This is a genomic window from Parafrankia discariae (assembly GCF_000373365.1).
Taxonomy (GTDB): domain Bacteria; phylum Actinomycetota; class Actinomycetes; order Frankiales; family Frankiaceae; genus Parafrankia; species Parafrankia discariae.
Genome location: NZ_KB891255.1, coordinates 14,789 through 28,323, shown reverse-complemented (window position 1 = coordinate 28,323; position 13,535 = coordinate 14,789). Strand labels below are relative to the sequence as shown.

General features: G+C 67.9%; 12 protein-coding genes and 1 pseudogene. 4 read left to right on the top strand and 9 right to left on the bottom strand.

Annotated elements, in window-relative coordinates:
- Positions 1-205: pseudogene (locus tag B056_RS41195) on the top strand (group II intron maturase-specific domain-containing protein); the annotation flags it as partial.
- A gap of 301 nt (positions 206-506) precedes the next feature.
- Here B056_RS41195 and B056_RS38420 read toward each other — a convergent pair.
- Positions 507-1,619 (bottom strand): helix-turn-helix domain-containing protein, encoded by a 1,113-nt coding sequence (locus B056_RS38420; RefSeq protein WP_076784796.1) that lies wholly within the window; start codon positions 1,617-1,619, stop codon positions 507-509.
- Positions 1,620-2,349: 730 nt separating this feature from the next.
- On the opposite strand from B056_RS38420, the gene B056_RS0129215 reads away from it, so the two are divergent.
- Positions 2,350-3,165 carry a mycofactocin-coupled SDR family oxidoreductase gene (locus B056_RS0129215; RefSeq protein ID WP_026240269.1) on the top strand — a complete coding sequence of 272 codons (816 nt, stop codon included), beginning with the start codon at positions 2,350-2,352 and terminating at the stop codon, positions 3,163-3,165.
- Here the strand turns inward: B056_RS0129215 and B056_RS0129210 are convergent.
- Entirely contained in the window at positions 3,152-3,796 is a 645-nt protein-coding gene (locus B056_RS0129210; RefSeq protein WP_018505387.1) for an HAD family hydrolase, read from the bottom strand. The genes B056_RS0129215 and B056_RS0129210 overlap by 14 nt on opposite strands.
- Positions 3,797-3,965: 169 nt before the next feature.
- Between B056_RS0129210 and B056_RS46255 the strand changes: the two genes are divergently transcribed.
- Positions 3,966-4,778 carry a MaoC/PaaZ C-terminal domain-containing protein gene (locus tag B056_RS46255; RefSeq protein WP_063826674.1) on the top strand — a complete coding sequence of 271 codons (813 nt, stop codon included), beginning with the start codon at positions 3,966-3,968 and terminating at the stop codon, positions 4,776-4,778.
- Positions 4,779-4,823: 45 nt separating this feature from the next.
- On the opposite strand, the gene B056_RS0129200 is transcribed toward B056_RS46255, so the two are convergent.
- Both B056_RS0129200 and B056_RS0129195 read right to left on the bottom strand, forming a co-directional pair.
- Positions 4,824-5,765, bottom strand: coding sequence for a GDP-L-fucose synthase family protein (locus tag B056_RS0129200; RefSeq protein WP_018505385.1), 942 nt, complete (start codon positions 5,763-5,765; stop codon positions 4,824-4,826).
- Positions 5,762-6,943 carry an acyltransferase domain-containing protein gene (locus tag B056_RS0129195; protein WP_018505384.1) on the bottom strand — a complete coding sequence of 394 codons (1,182 nt, stop codon included), beginning with the start codon at positions 6,941-6,943 and terminating at the stop codon, positions 5,762-5,764. Before B056_RS0129195 ends, B056_RS0129200 begins: the two co-directional genes overlap by 4 nt.
- Positions 6,944-7,035: 92 nt before the next feature.
- On the opposite strand from B056_RS0129195, the gene B056_RS0129190 reads away from it, so the two are divergent.
- On the top strand, positions 7,036-7,587 hold the full coding sequence (locus B056_RS0129190) for an AAA family ATPase (protein ID WP_018505383.1): 552 nt from the start codon (positions 7,036-7,038) through the stop codon (positions 7,585-7,587).
- A gap of 44 nt (positions 7,588-7,631) precedes the next feature.
- Here B056_RS0129190 and B056_RS0129185 read toward each other — a convergent pair whose 3' ends face one another.
- From B056_RS0129185 to B056_RS0129165, 5 genes are read right to left on the bottom strand one after another with little or no spacing between them, the layout of a single operon-like run.
- Positions 7,632-8,759, bottom strand: coding sequence for a hypothetical protein (locus tag B056_RS0129185; RefSeq protein ID WP_018505382.1), 1,128 nt, complete (start codon positions 8,757-8,759; stop codon positions 7,632-7,634).
- 3 nt (positions 8,760-8,762) lie between these two features.
- On the bottom strand, positions 8,763-10,025 hold the full coding sequence (locus B056_RS0129180; protein ID WP_018505381.1) for an MFS transporter: 1,263 nt from the start codon (positions 10,023-10,025) through the stop codon (positions 8,763-8,765).
- 57 nt (positions 10,026-10,082) lie between these two features.
- A complete protein-coding gene (locus B056_RS0129175; protein ID WP_018505380.1) occupies positions 10,083-11,204 on the bottom strand; it encodes an inositol-3-phosphate synthase in 1,122 nt (373 codons plus the stop codon).
- A 40-nt stretch (positions 11,205-11,244) separates the two neighbouring features.
- Positions 11,245-12,228 carry a Gfo/Idh/MocA family protein gene (locus B056_RS0129170; protein WP_018505379.1) on the bottom strand — a complete coding sequence of 328 codons (984 nt, stop codon included), beginning with the start codon at positions 12,226-12,228 and terminating at the stop codon, positions 11,245-11,247.
- Positions 12,225-13,520, bottom strand: a complete 1,296-nt coding sequence (locus tag B056_RS0129165) for a glycosyltransferase (RefSeq protein WP_018505378.1) — start codon at positions 13,518-13,520, stop codon at positions 12,225-12,227. Before B056_RS0129165 ends, B056_RS0129170 begins: the two co-directional genes overlap by 4 nt.
- Positions 13,521-13,535: the final 15 nt, after the last annotated feature.

Below are 13,535 nucleotides of genomic sequence, written 5' to 3'. Positions count from 1 at the left end.
GAACTACTACGGCCGGTTCTACCGTTCGCAGATGTCACCCCTCCTGCAACGCATCAACACCTACCTGATGCGGTGGGCTGGCAAGAAGTACAGACGGCTACGCCCGTTCAAGAGGTTCAGGGCATGGTGGACCGGGCTCCTCGATCGAGAGCCCAGACTGTTCGCGCACTGGGCCTGGGCATCCATGCCGACCGGATCACGGTGAGAAGAGCGGAGTGAACCGAGAGGTTCACGCTCCGTTCTGTGGGAGCCCGGGGGTGCGATCCCCCCGGGCGACCCGACCAGGGGCGCGATCTCCTTGCCGACCGGTGGCCGTCCGGTCCACTGCGGGTGGGTCCATTTCCGTGTGATCAGACGGCGGTGCCACCCGTCATGACAACACCCCCACCGCGCCCCGCACATCACGAACTTCATCACCCGTACCCGTTTGACGGCGGCGAGCCACTGCGGTGGGTGCCCACGACCTCAGCCCGCGGGCGGGGGAGGCCCCCAACGACGGCATCCGGTCAGGCAGGCGGCTCGACATCACCTTGGACCAGCGGGTCACTCAGCGGCAGAGGCTCATCGGGGACCCAGAGCTGCGGGCTGGCTGATGAGATCTCGCCGGTCGGGTCGGACGCAATGTGGATGTTCTCCGCGATCTTGTCCCGGGCAGCTGACTCGGGGCAGGGATCGGCAGCGAAGTCTGCGAGCGAGACATCGGGGCAAGCTGCCAGCCACACCGCGGCTGAGCGCAGGGCCAGTGGCAGGTAGCCGCAGCGGTGGGCGAGTGCGGCGAGTGCGGCGGGCTCGGCGTCGGCCCGGCGGCCGCCGATGACCGAGCGGATGACCTCGGCGGCGGCGTTCGGGGCTAGGACGCCGAGGGAGAGCCGGACTGCGGGGACGGGCGAGACAAGCAGGCCGGTGAGATGCCTGCGGCTGGTGATCAGCACAGCGCAGCCTGCGGTCCCGGGAAGCAGTGGCAGCACCTGGGCGGAGCTGGCGGCGTTGTCCAGCACGACGAGCATGGACCGGCCTGCGATTAGGGAGCGGTAAGTGGCGGCGAGCTCAGCTTCGTCGTCGGGGATGAGGCCGGGGTCAGCACCGAGGGCGCGCAGGAACCCGCTGAGGACGTCGCTGGCCTGCTTAGCAACGGAGGATTCGCCGCGTAGGTCGGCGAACAGGGCGCCGTCGGTGAAGCGGTGGGTGACGGAGTGCGCGCAGCTCAGCACCAAAGTGGTCTTGCCGACACCGGGCGGCCCGTCGACGCAGACCACGGGTACGCCGCCAGGCGCGTCGAACGGCCCGGCGAGCAGCTGCTCGAGCCGGTCTCGAGCTCCGCCCTGGCCGAACACCTCGTACGGAGCGGCCGGTAACTGGGCCGGCGGAAGCTGCCCGGCGCGCGCGACGGTAGCCGCGGTTAGCGCGCGGCGGGTCAGCGTGCCGCCACCGCCGAGAATCTGGTCGCAGGTCTGGGCCAGGTCCACGGTCATCGGTTTCCGGCCGTTCTCGACCTTGGACAGGTATCCTTTGTCATAATGTGCCAAATCGGCTAGTCCCCGCAGGGAAAGGCCCGCCTGTCGCCGGAGGCTTCGAAGCGCGAGTCCGTCTCCAGCCAGATGGTGAAGTGAATCAGCCACGTGTCTCCTCGCTCACCGAAACACCGGCCGGCCGCATCGCACGCCGACGTTCCAATGATTCACCTAGGCCCGGGATCGTCGTGAATACGATTGCGCCAGGCAACGTTGCGGCTACCCGCACGGAAGCGAAATCGACAGATCCAGTGTGTCGCTGGGTCTGGACCTGTCATGCGCCGCACGGACTTTCAAGCAGCAGAAAATGATGTCGCGAGTGAAGCATCAGAGCGCCCACAAGCTTCGCGTCTAATGTCTCAGCCGCATCCTTGATCTAAGGTATTAGAATACTGTTTCCATGTCGTCTTAGCTAGGCGGTGTTGCGGTCTGAGTAGAAGATCACAGCAGGCGTCAAAGTGTGACTCGGTGTGGTAGACGGAGGTGATCTCAACCGCTCGGTGCATAAGCCCTGGTAGAAAGGCTGGTCGCCGATCGGGAGGGTGATTGCGGCAGGGGTGCTAGTAAAGTTGCTGATTAGCAACCAAGGGCAGTGTGGGTCGCCAGGGTGAGTAGGGTCGGTAGTCGATTCCGCTCCATGACGTTTCCGTGGGTCGGTGACCTGCATGAACACCGTCAGGTGTGCTGTCGGTGACACCGGCGATGGTGGACCGTTGGACACCAAGGTGGCGAAGCGGCGAGGCTAATCGCGACGCAGGTATGTACGACAGGTACCGTGCGCGCGTATTTTCTTACCTACCAATCGAACGGGCCTGGTGTGTCCGGAGAGGATGGTGTGATGACCGGCGTGATGAATGGAAAAGTGGTCTTGGTGACCGGGGCCGCGCGTGGGCAGGGACGCGCGCATGTGCTGCGCATGGCGGGTGAGGGCGCCGACGTCATTGCGCTCGACCTGTGCGGACAGCTTCCTGGAGTGGCCTACAAATCCGCGGAACCCACTGACCTGGATGAGACCGCGGAGCTGGCCCGGGAGGCAGGCGCGCACGTGCGCACGGCCGTGGTCGACGTGCGTGATCTGGCGGGCATGCACGCTGCGGTAGCCTCAGCCGTGGTCGATTTGGGCAGGTTGGACGTGGTGGTCGCGAATGCAGGTATCTGCATCCCGAGGGCGTGGGACCAGGTCACCGAGCAGGAGTTCGAGGACACCATGGGCGTCAACGTCCGCGGCACCTGGAACACCGTGATGGCCACAGCCCCGCACCTGGTCGCGGCGGGTGGTGGGTCGATCGTACTGATGAGCTCGTCGGCCGGGCTTAAGGCCCAGCCGTTCATGATCCCATACACCACTAGTAAGTTCGCCGTGCGCGGCATGGCCAAGGGCTTCGCCGCCGAGCTGGCCCGTTACCACATTCGAGTCAACAGCGTGCATCCGACTGGGGTGGACACCGCGATGGGTAGCCGGGCCATGCTCGCCCAGGTTGCGAAAGCGAGCATGGCCGACCCACGGCTGCGCGGCATGCTGGTTAACATGCAGCCCGTGGATGGTATTACCACCGAAGACGTCGCCGATGCCGTGCTGTTCCTGGCCTCCGATGCGTCTAAGTACGTGACCGCGCACGAACTCGCGGTCGACGCGGGCGTCAGCGAGTTCTGACCGGCCGCAGCAGGTCGTCGACGGTCGCGCGCAGGCTCCCACACAGTACTTCGGGGGTGCGCACGTGTAGCGTACGCATCCCCATCGCCTGCGCGACCTCGACGACCGCGGTCCGATCGTCGACCATCAGTGCCTGCACGGGCTCTGTCTCGCACCGCTCCAGCACAGCCGCAAAGTACTCCTGCGACGGCTTGACCTGCCCTACCCGCCAGGACGAGCACAGCCGGTCGAAATGCTGGTAATGGCCGAAATGCGCGTTCTTTAGCTCGTCCCAGTGCTCAGCCTCGTTGTTCGCTAGCACCGCGGTCAGCGACGGGTTGGCTCGCAGCACCTCGGCCAGCGCCTGCAGGTTCGGCCGGTAGCACCGCAGGCTGTCCAGGTAGAGCCGGTCCACCCATTGCGCGTCGTAGCTCCGCACACTCCATGCCCCGGAGTCCACCAACGCCTCCCGCATCACCGTGTGCGCCCCGCGGGCCCCACTCTCGTACTGGTGCGCTGTGGAGAAGATGGTCTGCAACAACCGCCCCGGATCGGCCCCGTGTCGCGCCGCCAACCGTGCGACGAACGACGTCTCCTCGTTGATGTTGTTGAACAAAACCCCGCCTGCGTCGACGAGCAGTACCTGTGCCATCGTCCGTCCTTCTTCTCGGTCGCCCGGAAGAAAACCGCTCTCCCGAATGGTGTCCGCGTTGTTTGCAATGAGTCGTCGTTCCGAATATGCCCGGTGCTGCGATGGGCTCTAAACAAGACCTGTTCGCTCATTCGTGTTTTCCGCCGCATGTAGCAGAGGTGAATTTCCTATGACTCTCCACCCTCGTCTGGCTGACATGGCGTGGTCATCGGGATCGCATCAGTGGAACGCCGACTCGGCAGCCTTGTACGCGCTGGCAGTGGGGTCCGGTCCCGCGGAGTTGAGCTTCGCTCTGGGTGCCGACGCAGTCCTGCCCACTTTTCCCACAACCCTGGTGGATCTCTCGGCGCAGCCCTCTTTCGGTCCCTTCGATTCGTCTCTGCTGCTTCACACCCGTCAGTCCATTGCGCTGCGCAGCCGAATTCCCGTTACGGGCACCGTGATGTCTTCCTCCCGCGTGGTTGGTCTCTACGATGCGGGCCCGAGTGCTGTCGTAGATGTAGCCACCACATGTTGTGACGGAGAGGGGAGGATACTAGCTGAGCTCACCAGCTCGCTGACGATCCGGCGGGAAGGGGGCTTTGGTGGACCCCGGCCGCCGGTGGATAGGTGGTCGGTGCCGGAGCGGGAGCCGGATCACGTGGTGGAGTACCGGACGGGGGAGGGACAGGCGCTGCTGTACCGGCTGACGGGGGACCGGAACCCGCTCCACTGGGATCCGGGGGTGGCACGGGGGTTGGGGTTGCGCGCACCGCTGCTGCATGGGCTGTGCACGTTCGGGTATGCGGGGCGGGCGTTGTTAGGGACAGTCTGTGCTGGGGATGTTGATCGGTTTGGGTGGATGTCTGTACGGTTCACAGCGCCGGTGTACCCGGGGGACGAGTTGTCGGTTCGAGTGTGGACGGAGGGCGAGGGAGCGATGTTCCAGGTATGGACGGCGCGGGGAAAGTCTCTAGACGGTGGGCGGTTCGAGCTGAGGTAGGGCAGGCGAACGAATGCGCTCACCTGCCCTTGTCGGCGTCCCATGTCACAGCCGAGTAGCGGAAGAGGCGAACCACTCCACCGTGTCCCGAATTCCTTCAGCTAAGCCGAACCGCGGCTTCCACCCCGTCCCTGCCAACCGCGACACATCCAATAGCTTCCGTGGCGTGCCATCCGGTTTGGACCGGTCCCACACGATCCGCCCCCGGAAACCAGCGGCCTCAGCCACCAGCTCGGCTAACTCTGCGATGCTTACGTCTGTCCCGACTCCCACGTTCACCGGCTCGGCGGCGTCATAGTGGTCCAACAAGTGCACACACGCCGCCCCTAGGTCATCGCTGTGGATGAACTCGCGTCGCGGGGTCCCCGTTCCCCAAACCACAACCTCTTCCGCGTCATCCCGCGCAGCCTCGTAAAATCGCCGGACCAAAGCGGGCAGCACGTGCGACCGAGTCGGATGGAAGTTGTCCCCAGGACCGTACACATTCGTCGGCATAGCCGAGATCCACCGATGCCCGTACCGGCGCCGGTACGACTGGACCGCCACCAACCCGGCTAGCTTCGCGATGGCGTAGGCGTCGTTCGTCGACTCCAGTGGGCCCGTCAGCAGCGCGTCTTCCTTGATCGGCTGCGCGGCATCCCGCGGGTAGATGCACGAAGACCCCAGGAACAGCAGCCGATGCACCCCCACCGCGTGTGCCGCAGTGAACAGGTTTGTCTGGATCAGCAGGTTGTCGTTCAGGAACTCCACCGGCTCCGCGTGGTTCGCCGCGATCCCCCCGACCCGCGCGGCGGCGTCTACCACGACATTCGGACGCAGCCGCTCGAACACGGACCTGGTCGCTGCGGTGTCGGTCAGGTCCGCGTCGGCTGAGTGGATGCCGACCACGTCCTGGAAGCCGACGCGTTCTAGGCGGCGGATGACAGCCGAGCCGACGAGGCCGGTCGATCCCGCCACCAGGACCCGCGCTGCACGATCCAATGTCATGTCGCCTCCTCTGATGATCCCCTCGTGTACAGGGCCCCCAGCGTGCGCGTTAAGGTCACCGGCTCCGGGGAACCGCGGTGGCCCGTGGCGGCCAGGAGGGGGTCAAGTACTCCCGCCGCCTGCAACGTGTCACGGAGGGGTTTGAGTAGAACGGGGTGTGGGCCGATCTCCACGTAGCCGCGGATGCCGCGGTCGGCCAGGGCCGACACCGCCTCGGCGAAGCGGACCGGTTCGCGTAAGTTGCGGGCCCAGTAGTCGGCGTTGCCCAGGGGTGGGCCGGCGAGGTCCACTGTGGACAGCCAGGGGGTGCGGGCGGTGCGCGGTTCGATGTCCGACAGCTCGGCTCGCAGCTGCGGTAGCACCGGCTCGACGAACGGGCTGTGCGAGGCTGCCGTGATGCGGATCGGGCGGCAGCGGACTCCCTCCTCCCGCAGGCGGGCGACGAGCGCGTCCGTCGCAGCCTGCTCGCCGGTCACGACGGTCTCCTGCGGGGCGGAATGCGCTGCGACGACAACGGTTCCCGGTGTCTGCGCGCAGTGGACGGCGGCCGTCTCGTGGTCGATTCCGATTGTGGCCATGGCCCCGCCCTCGCCCGCGGCGTCCAGCAGGCGGCTGCGGACCAAGACGACCCGCATGGCGTCGGCGAACGTGAGAACGCCCGCGATGTGGGCGGCGGCGACCTCGCCCAGGCTATGGCCGATCACCGCTGCAGGGCGAAGACCCTGTGACAGCAGCCACTGAGCGATGGCGACCTGCACTGCGAAGATGAGCGGCTGCGTCGCGCCGGGGGATCCGGCTTCGCTTCCATTGGCGACGGACACACCGCTCAGCACGCGCGCAGAATCCGGGAACCAGGACATGAGTGCTTGGCCCATCCCGTCCCACTGGCTGCCGTGGCCGCCGAAGCACCAGGCCACCTCGTCGGCCGCGCCGTCCGCGGTGCCGGACACCCAGCGGGGGCTGGCAATCCCTTCGGCGAAGAAGGACAAGCCCTCCAGGAGGCCAGCTTCGTCTGCGGCGGCGACCGCGAGGCGGCGTCTGGCGGTGCCCGCGAATGCTCGGCGCGCCCGACCCGCGCGCAGAGACTCAGCGTCGGAGCGGGCGAGCTGGATTAGTTCGTCATCGGTGGACGCGGAATATAGGGCTAACATCGGATACGTGGTGCTGGTGGTCGTCATGAGAATTCCCTGCTTGCTAACATCGCTTTGTCTGAGAACGCCACTGGTATTTGTGGCACCAATCTCTAACCCGACCAGAAAGGTTGCGAAGCATGCCGGAGAACTCGTTCCAGGGCCAGGCCGTCGACACCGTCCCGGCCTCCGATGTCTTCCTCGTCATCGGGATTCCGGGATCGGGCAAGAGCTCAGTCGCCGCGGAGTTGGCCCGGCGGTTTCCGCTGGGTGCGCACATCGAGGGCGACCACATCGGCGACCTTGTGGTGTCCGGTAAGCGGCTACCGTCGCCGGAGGAGGATCGGGAGGCCGACCGGCAGCTGCTGTTGCGCGCGCGGAATGCGGCCGTGCTGGCCCGCAGCTTCCACTCGGGCGGGGTGGTTCCGGTGATCGACGACGTCGTGGTGCGCCGGGCGCACCTGGACTTCTATCTCGAGCACCTGGCCAACCTCCCGCTGCGGCTGGTGGTCCTCGCGCCGACGCCGGAGGCGGCGGGGGGGCGGATCGCGGCCAGGGACAAGAAGCTGGCCGACGACTGGTCATTCCTCGACGAGGCACTGCGTTCGGAGCTCGCGGGCGCCGGGACCTGGATCGACAGTACGTATCTGTCCTTGGCCGAGACCGTTGGCAAGATCTTGGCCGGGCAGTGAGTCGCTGTGGGGCCGGCGCGCAGCGCGCCGGCCCCACAGGCCGCTCAGCTGCCGTCGATCGCACGGATGGCTCGCAGATAGGTACGCATATGGTGTGCGCTGCGGTGCAGGAACGCTCGCGCCTCCGGCGTGTACCCCTTGCCCTGCGCGGCCTCGGCGAAGTCCTGCAGCCCGTAGCTCAGCGACTCGTACGTCTCCGCGTAGGTCGACCCGCTTAGTTCGTGGGCCACCAGCCAGTCGAGGAACTCGTCGAAGAACCGGATGGCGGGCAGCTCGATCGCCAGGTCGTTGAGCAGGTCGTGCGCGTTGCGCTCGTGGTTGACCAGCGGCCCGCCGAAGCGCACCGCATGTCCGAGGTGCTTGGCGCACGCGGCGACGAAGTACCCGCTGAAGATGTCGCCGAAGCGCTCCACTGGCGCCCCGTAGATCGGCTGGCCCATACGCAGGAAGTAGTACGCGGCCAGCGCATCGTGGTGCACGGCGGTGTTCTGCGAGTTCACCGGGCACCACGTGTCCGCGGCCAGCACGGCGGTCCCCCGCTCGTAGCCGGTGACCCGCGGCCGCACCGCGAGCCGGGTGACCGCGTCGACGTCCGGGTCGTCGAGCCACAACCCGGCGTTGACTCGCACGTCCACCGATCGGGTGGTCTCGGTTAGCTCGGTGGATGCTTCCCTTGGCCCGTAGGGGAACCCACGCGGGAAGACCCTGCATGGCTCCACGGTGAGAAGATCGCAGGCGTTGAACCAGCCGTCCGAATTGGATACGACACGCTGCTCGGTGGGGCCCGCGGCGACGATGCGGTGCTCGTCGAAGAACGGGGAGTCTACGGGCAGGTTGTCGTCATCCATCGATACGGCGAAGGCGCTGTCGTTGAGGTAGGAAAGCAGGTAGCCGATGTTGCGGCGGTTGTCGGAGTCGTAGGGGATCAGCTCCGGCACACCGAGCTTGGCCAGCAGCCGGTCCTGCTCCTCCACATCTGGCGCGACGATCGACGCGCCGCGGGCCCGGGCCCGGTCGCACGCCTGGTAGAGGGCCGCTGGAGTCTTGCGGTCCGGGATGACGACCAGGCGCGCGCCGTCCTCGGTCAGGGTGCCGGTGAACTGTTCCAGGAACTCCCCGGAACCGATCGTGGTGATGACGATGTCGACAGTGGAACCAGAAGAATCGGACAAGGGTCACTCCAGGTGGGGGATGTCCCGCCACGTGCGCAACCTTGAGGCCGCGGTGATGAGCGGGGCGCAGAGCCAGATAGACATCACGATCGCCAGTCCGACCCGGGGGCCGAACACGCTGCCCAGGCCACCGCCCACCAGCCCGCCGACGAACAGCATGCCGCGGGTGATGAACCGGACGCAGGCGACGGTCCGCTGGAGGAGATCGTCCGGGGTGCGCAGCTGCACCAGGGTGGCCTGGCCGACGGTGAACACCGCGTACCCGGCGTGGAACAGCAGGGCCCCGGCCAGGAACAGGAATAGTCCGGACCCCTTCTGGGTGAACGGGAGCAGTAGCCCGGCGGGCGCCATGACCGTCGCGGGTAGCCACACTGCCCGCGCCGTGCCCAGCCACCGGCTGATCTTGCCCGCGCTGAACGCGCCGATCAGCCCGCCGATGCCCACCGACCCGAGCAGCATGCCCAGCGTGCCCGCCGCTAGACCGACGTCGCTGGCTAGGAAGATGACCACCAGCGCCTCGTAGGCGGCGAAGCAGCAGTTGCCCACCGCCGATCCGGCAATCGAGGCCATGATGACCGGCTGCTTGCCGATGAACCGGATCGCCTCGCCCAGCTCCTCTAGCACCCCGCGCCTGCCCGAGGGCGGGGCGGCAGCCTCGATGTGCGAGCGCATCAACAGGTTCGTGACCACCGACGCGCCGAAGCCCACGGTATTGAGCAGCGGTGCTGTCTCTGGGCCGAGCACCTGCACGGTGAACCCGGCCACCGTCGGCCCGAACGCTAGCGACACCGCGCGGGCGATCTGCAGCCGGATGTTGCCATGCACCAACTTCTCTCGCGGCAGCATTTTCGGCGGCATCGACAGATACACGATCTCGTAGAACACCGTCGCGCAGCTGACCAGCACGTTCGACAGGTACAGCTGCCACAGCGCGAGGTGCCCGATCGCGGCGAGCACCGGCACCATGGCCACGATCAGGCCTCGGCCCAGGTCGGCCAGCAGCAGCACCGTACGCGGCGCCAGCCGCCCGCTGTACACCCCAGCAGGCAGGGTCAGTAGCAGCCACGGCAGATAGCCGGCCGCGGTGATCATCCCGACCTGGCCCACGCTCGCGCTCAGGGTCTGCGCCGCGAGCAGCGGGAAAGCGACCACCGTCGCCATCCCGCACAGCTGGCTGATCCCGCTGCCGATCCACAGCAGGCGAAAGTCCCGTTCCCTGATCCGGGCTGCGGCGGGCTCGGGAACGGCAATGGTGGTGCTGGACATGCCAGAGACTCGCTTCATCGTGGCGGACAGGGGCGTCCGGCGCAGGTGTCCCTGCCATCACTGCTCTGCTGTGTTCAACAGTGCCGTTATCGGCTGTGTGACCGTGTCCGGTGTGCCTGCGATGAAGGCGTTGACGGCCTCGCACGCGTCGGTGTCGCGGTACTGGACCGGGGGCGACTTCATGAAGTAGGACGACGGTGCGATGAGCGGTCCGCCGATGCCCCGGTCGAGCGCGATCTTGGCCGCGCGCACGGCGCCGATGATAACGCCTGCGGAGTTGGGGGAGTCCCAGACCTCGAGCTTGTACTCCAGGTTCAGCGGGACGTCCCCGAACGCTCGGCCCTCCAGCCGCACATACGCCCACTTGCGGTCGTCGAGCCAGGGGACGTGGTCAGAGGGGCCGATGTGGACGTCCTGGCTGCCCAGGGTGCGTCCGATCTGGGAGGTCACCGACTGGGTCTTGGATACCTTCTTCGATTCCAGACGCTCGCGCTCGAGCATGTTCCGGAAGTCCATGTTCCCGCCGACGTTGAGCTGCATAGTGCGCTCGAGGTGCACGCCGCGGTCCTCGAACAGGCGAGCCAGCACCCGGTGGGTGATGGTGGCGCCGACCTGGGACTTGATGTTGTCACCGATGATGGGCCCCCCGGCCGCAGTGAACTTCGCCGCCCACTCCGGGCCGGAGGTGATGAACACCGGCAGGGCGTTGACGAATGCCACTCCCGCCTCCAACGCGCACGAGGCGTAGAAGCGGTCGGCTTCTTCCGACCCCACCGGCAGGTACGACACCAGCACGTCTACCTGCGCCTCGTGCAGCGCCGCGACTACGTCCACCGACTCCTCGTCGGACTCGGTGATTGTCTCCCGGTAGTAGCGGCCCAACCCATCCAAGGTCGGACCCCGCTGCACCGTCACCCCCAGTAGGGGCACGTCGCAGATCCGGATCGTGTTGTTCTCTGACTGGGTGATCGCCGAGGCCAGGTCCTGCCCGACCTTTTTCGCGTCCACGTCGAACGCGGCCACGAACCGCACGTCCCGCACGTGGTACCCACCGAAATCGACGTGCATCAGCCCGGGAACGCTGGCGTCGGGCTTGGCGTCGGCGTAGTACTGCACGCCCTGCACCACAGACGCGGCGCAGTTGCCCACGCCGACGATGGCCACACGGATCTCGCTCATGAGTTCTTCCCTTCGCTGCCTGACAGGGTCTGCTATCGGGTCAGGGCGCAACCGGGGCTGACCCGGAGCGCGCCGAGCGCTCGGCGGCTAGCGCGCAGCGCAGCGCCGTGTGCGAGTCGCGCCAGCCACCCGCCGCCGGGTCGTGTGTGCCGCCCGCGACCTCAGCTAGGAACGCTGCCACCTGCGCCCGGTAGGCGTCGGCGAACCGGTCCCAGTAGCCGAGGTGGTGCGGGGTGGGCAGGCGGCCGGGAGGCAGCGCCCCGGCCGTCCCCGCGACGAGATTGCCGTGCTCGCCCAGCACCTCGGCGCGTACGTCGTAGCCCAGCGGCTGCCAGCGCCCGGCGGTGAGCACGGCCAGCGCCCCGTCGTCGAGGTGGAGCATCGCGGTGACCGTGTCGAAGTCGCCGATCTCGGCCAGCTCCGGTCGCGACAGCGCGCCGCCGTCCGCACTAACCCGGGTGACCGACCGCCCGGTGAGCCACCGGACCAGGTCGAAGTCGTGCAGCATCAGGTCGGTGAAGACCGTGCCGCTCTCGCGCAGCCGGGCGGTGGGCGGCGGGGTCATGTCGTGCGAGGCCAGCCGCAGCACGTGCACGGTACCCAGTTCGCCGGAGATGGTGCGGGCGCGCAGGTCGGCGAACCCGGGGTCGAAGTGCCGCTGGAAGCCCACCCACAGCGGTACACCGCTGCTGTCGGCCAGCTCGCCCAGCCGCTCGGTCTCGGCCAGGTCGGTCGCCAGCGGCTTCTCGCACAACACTGGCACGCCCGCGGCGACCAGCTCCTCGACCAGGGCCGGGTGGCTGGCGGTGGCGGAGGTGACCAGGGCGGCGTCGCAGCCGCGGGCCAGCAGCTCGGCCACCGACCCGACAGAAGTGGCGTCGGCGGCCTTGTGAGCCAGGGTGCGCGCCCGGTCGGCGTCGGTGTCGACGCAGACCAGCCGGTGCGGGCCCAGCGCGTCCAGGTGCTCGGTGTTCATCGCGCCGATCCGGCCGCAGCCGACGACGCCCACGGTCAGCGCGCTCACGCCCCCACCCCGCTCGTAGTCAGGACCGAGTGGGCCAGCTCCACCAGGTCGGTGTCCCGCTCCTGCTGTCGCAGCCGCTCGCCCCACCGCTTCGCGGCGCCGGCGAACGACCGTTCGCCCAGCACCTCGGCGACGCCGTGGCGCACATCCTCGATCCCGGCGCACGGCTGCGCGGAGGGCCCGGAGTACTTGTCGGTGAAGGCGAGGCGCCCGCCCGGGGTAGTGGTGCTGGTGCGTAGCAGCACTCCGGCGCCGGTGCCCTCGACCATCTGGCGGCCGTTCATCTCCTGTTCGGACATGAACGGGACCACCACAGCGGGCTTGCCGTGCGCCAGCGTGGCCAGGGTCGTGGCCGACCCGCCGTGGTGCAGCACGACGTCGGCCCAGGCCAGCGGCTTGTCGAGGCCGGTGAACCCGGCGACGGTGACGTTACTCGGCACGGTCAGGTCGCTGGTGTTGGTCAGGCCACTGGAGACGTAGACCGCCCACGGCTGGCTCGCACATGCGTCGAGGATGTTCTGCATGGCCTGCCTGCCCACCGTGCCGCCGCTGCCGATGGTCACATAAACCCGGGGCAGGTCTGACTCCGGCAGGGGCGGGCCCTCGACCGGGCGAGTCGGGTTCCAGTACATGGGGCCGGTGAAGTGCACGTCGCCCCGCACCGGAGGGCCACCCAGCGGCGGCTCCAGGTCGGGGTGGCCGGAGATCAGGGTGACCTCGCCCCAGAGCAAGTGCTCGGCGCGCTCGACCGGGCCTAGGCCCAGCTCCCGGGACACCGCGTCCCACACCGGCATGCTCGACGGGTGCGGCAGCAAGTCGCGCGGGGCCACCGTTGACCAGGGCATCCAGCCGTTGTCCCGGTGGGTGACGAAGTCGCCGTCGGCCAGCGACACCACGGGAATGCCCGCCGCCCGGGCGGCCAGCGCTGCGGTCGGGCACATGTCCACCACGACCACCGACGGTCGGTACCGCTCGATGAGCCGGGCGTCGGCGACGACCCTGGCCCGGACCCGCTCGACCCGGTGGTAGGTCGCGGCGACGGCGAACACGCGCTCGACGTCGGCGAAGGGCAAGTACGGCGGGACCGGGTGGTTGTCGCGGGGCCGGGGCGCCTCGGGGTCGGAGTCAAGAACCGGCAGGCCCGCTTCGCGCACCATGAGGCTGAGCCCGCAGTCGGCGAATGCCACCTCGTCGCCCGCCCGTGCCAGCGCCGCGGCCAGTACCAGGCAGCGCCCGGTGTAGGCCGCGCCGCCGCCCCAGCCCCAGGGGAAGAACAGGACGCGCTCGTTCACATCTCCTCCTGCTCG

Bases quoted from the DNA above. Each gene is read 5' to 3' on its own strand.
- B056_RS0129215 (WP_026240269.1), top strand. From the start codon at position 2,350: ATGACCGGCGTGATGAATGGAAAAGTGGTCTTGGTGACCGGGGCCGCG.
- B056_RS0129210 (WP_018505387.1), bottom strand. From the start codon at position 3,796: ATGGCACAGGTACTGCTCGTCGACGCAGGCGGGGTTTTGTTCAACAAC.
- B056_RS46255 (WP_063826674.1), top strand. From the start codon at position 3,966: ATGACTCTCCACCCTCGTCTGGCTGACATGGCGTGGTCATCGGGATCG.
- B056_RS0129200 (WP_018505385.1), bottom strand. From the start codon at position 5,765: ATGACATTGGATCGTGCAGCGCGGGTCCTGGTGGCGGGATCGACCGGC.
- B056_RS0129195 (WP_018505384.1), bottom strand. From the start codon at position 6,943: ATGACGACCACCAGCACCACGTATCCGATGTTAGCCCTATATTCCGCG.
- B056_RS0129190 (WP_018505383.1), top strand. From the start codon at position 7,036: ATGCCGGAGAACTCGTTCCAGGGCCAGGCCGTCGACACCGTCCCGGCC.
- B056_RS0129180 (WP_018505381.1), bottom strand. From the start codon at position 10,025: ATGTCCAGCACCACCATTGCCGTTCCCGAGCCCGCCGCAGCCCGGATC.
- B056_RS0129175 (WP_018505380.1), bottom strand. From the start codon at position 11,204: ATGAGCGAGATCCGTGTGGCCATCGTCGGCGTGGGCAACTGCGCCGCG.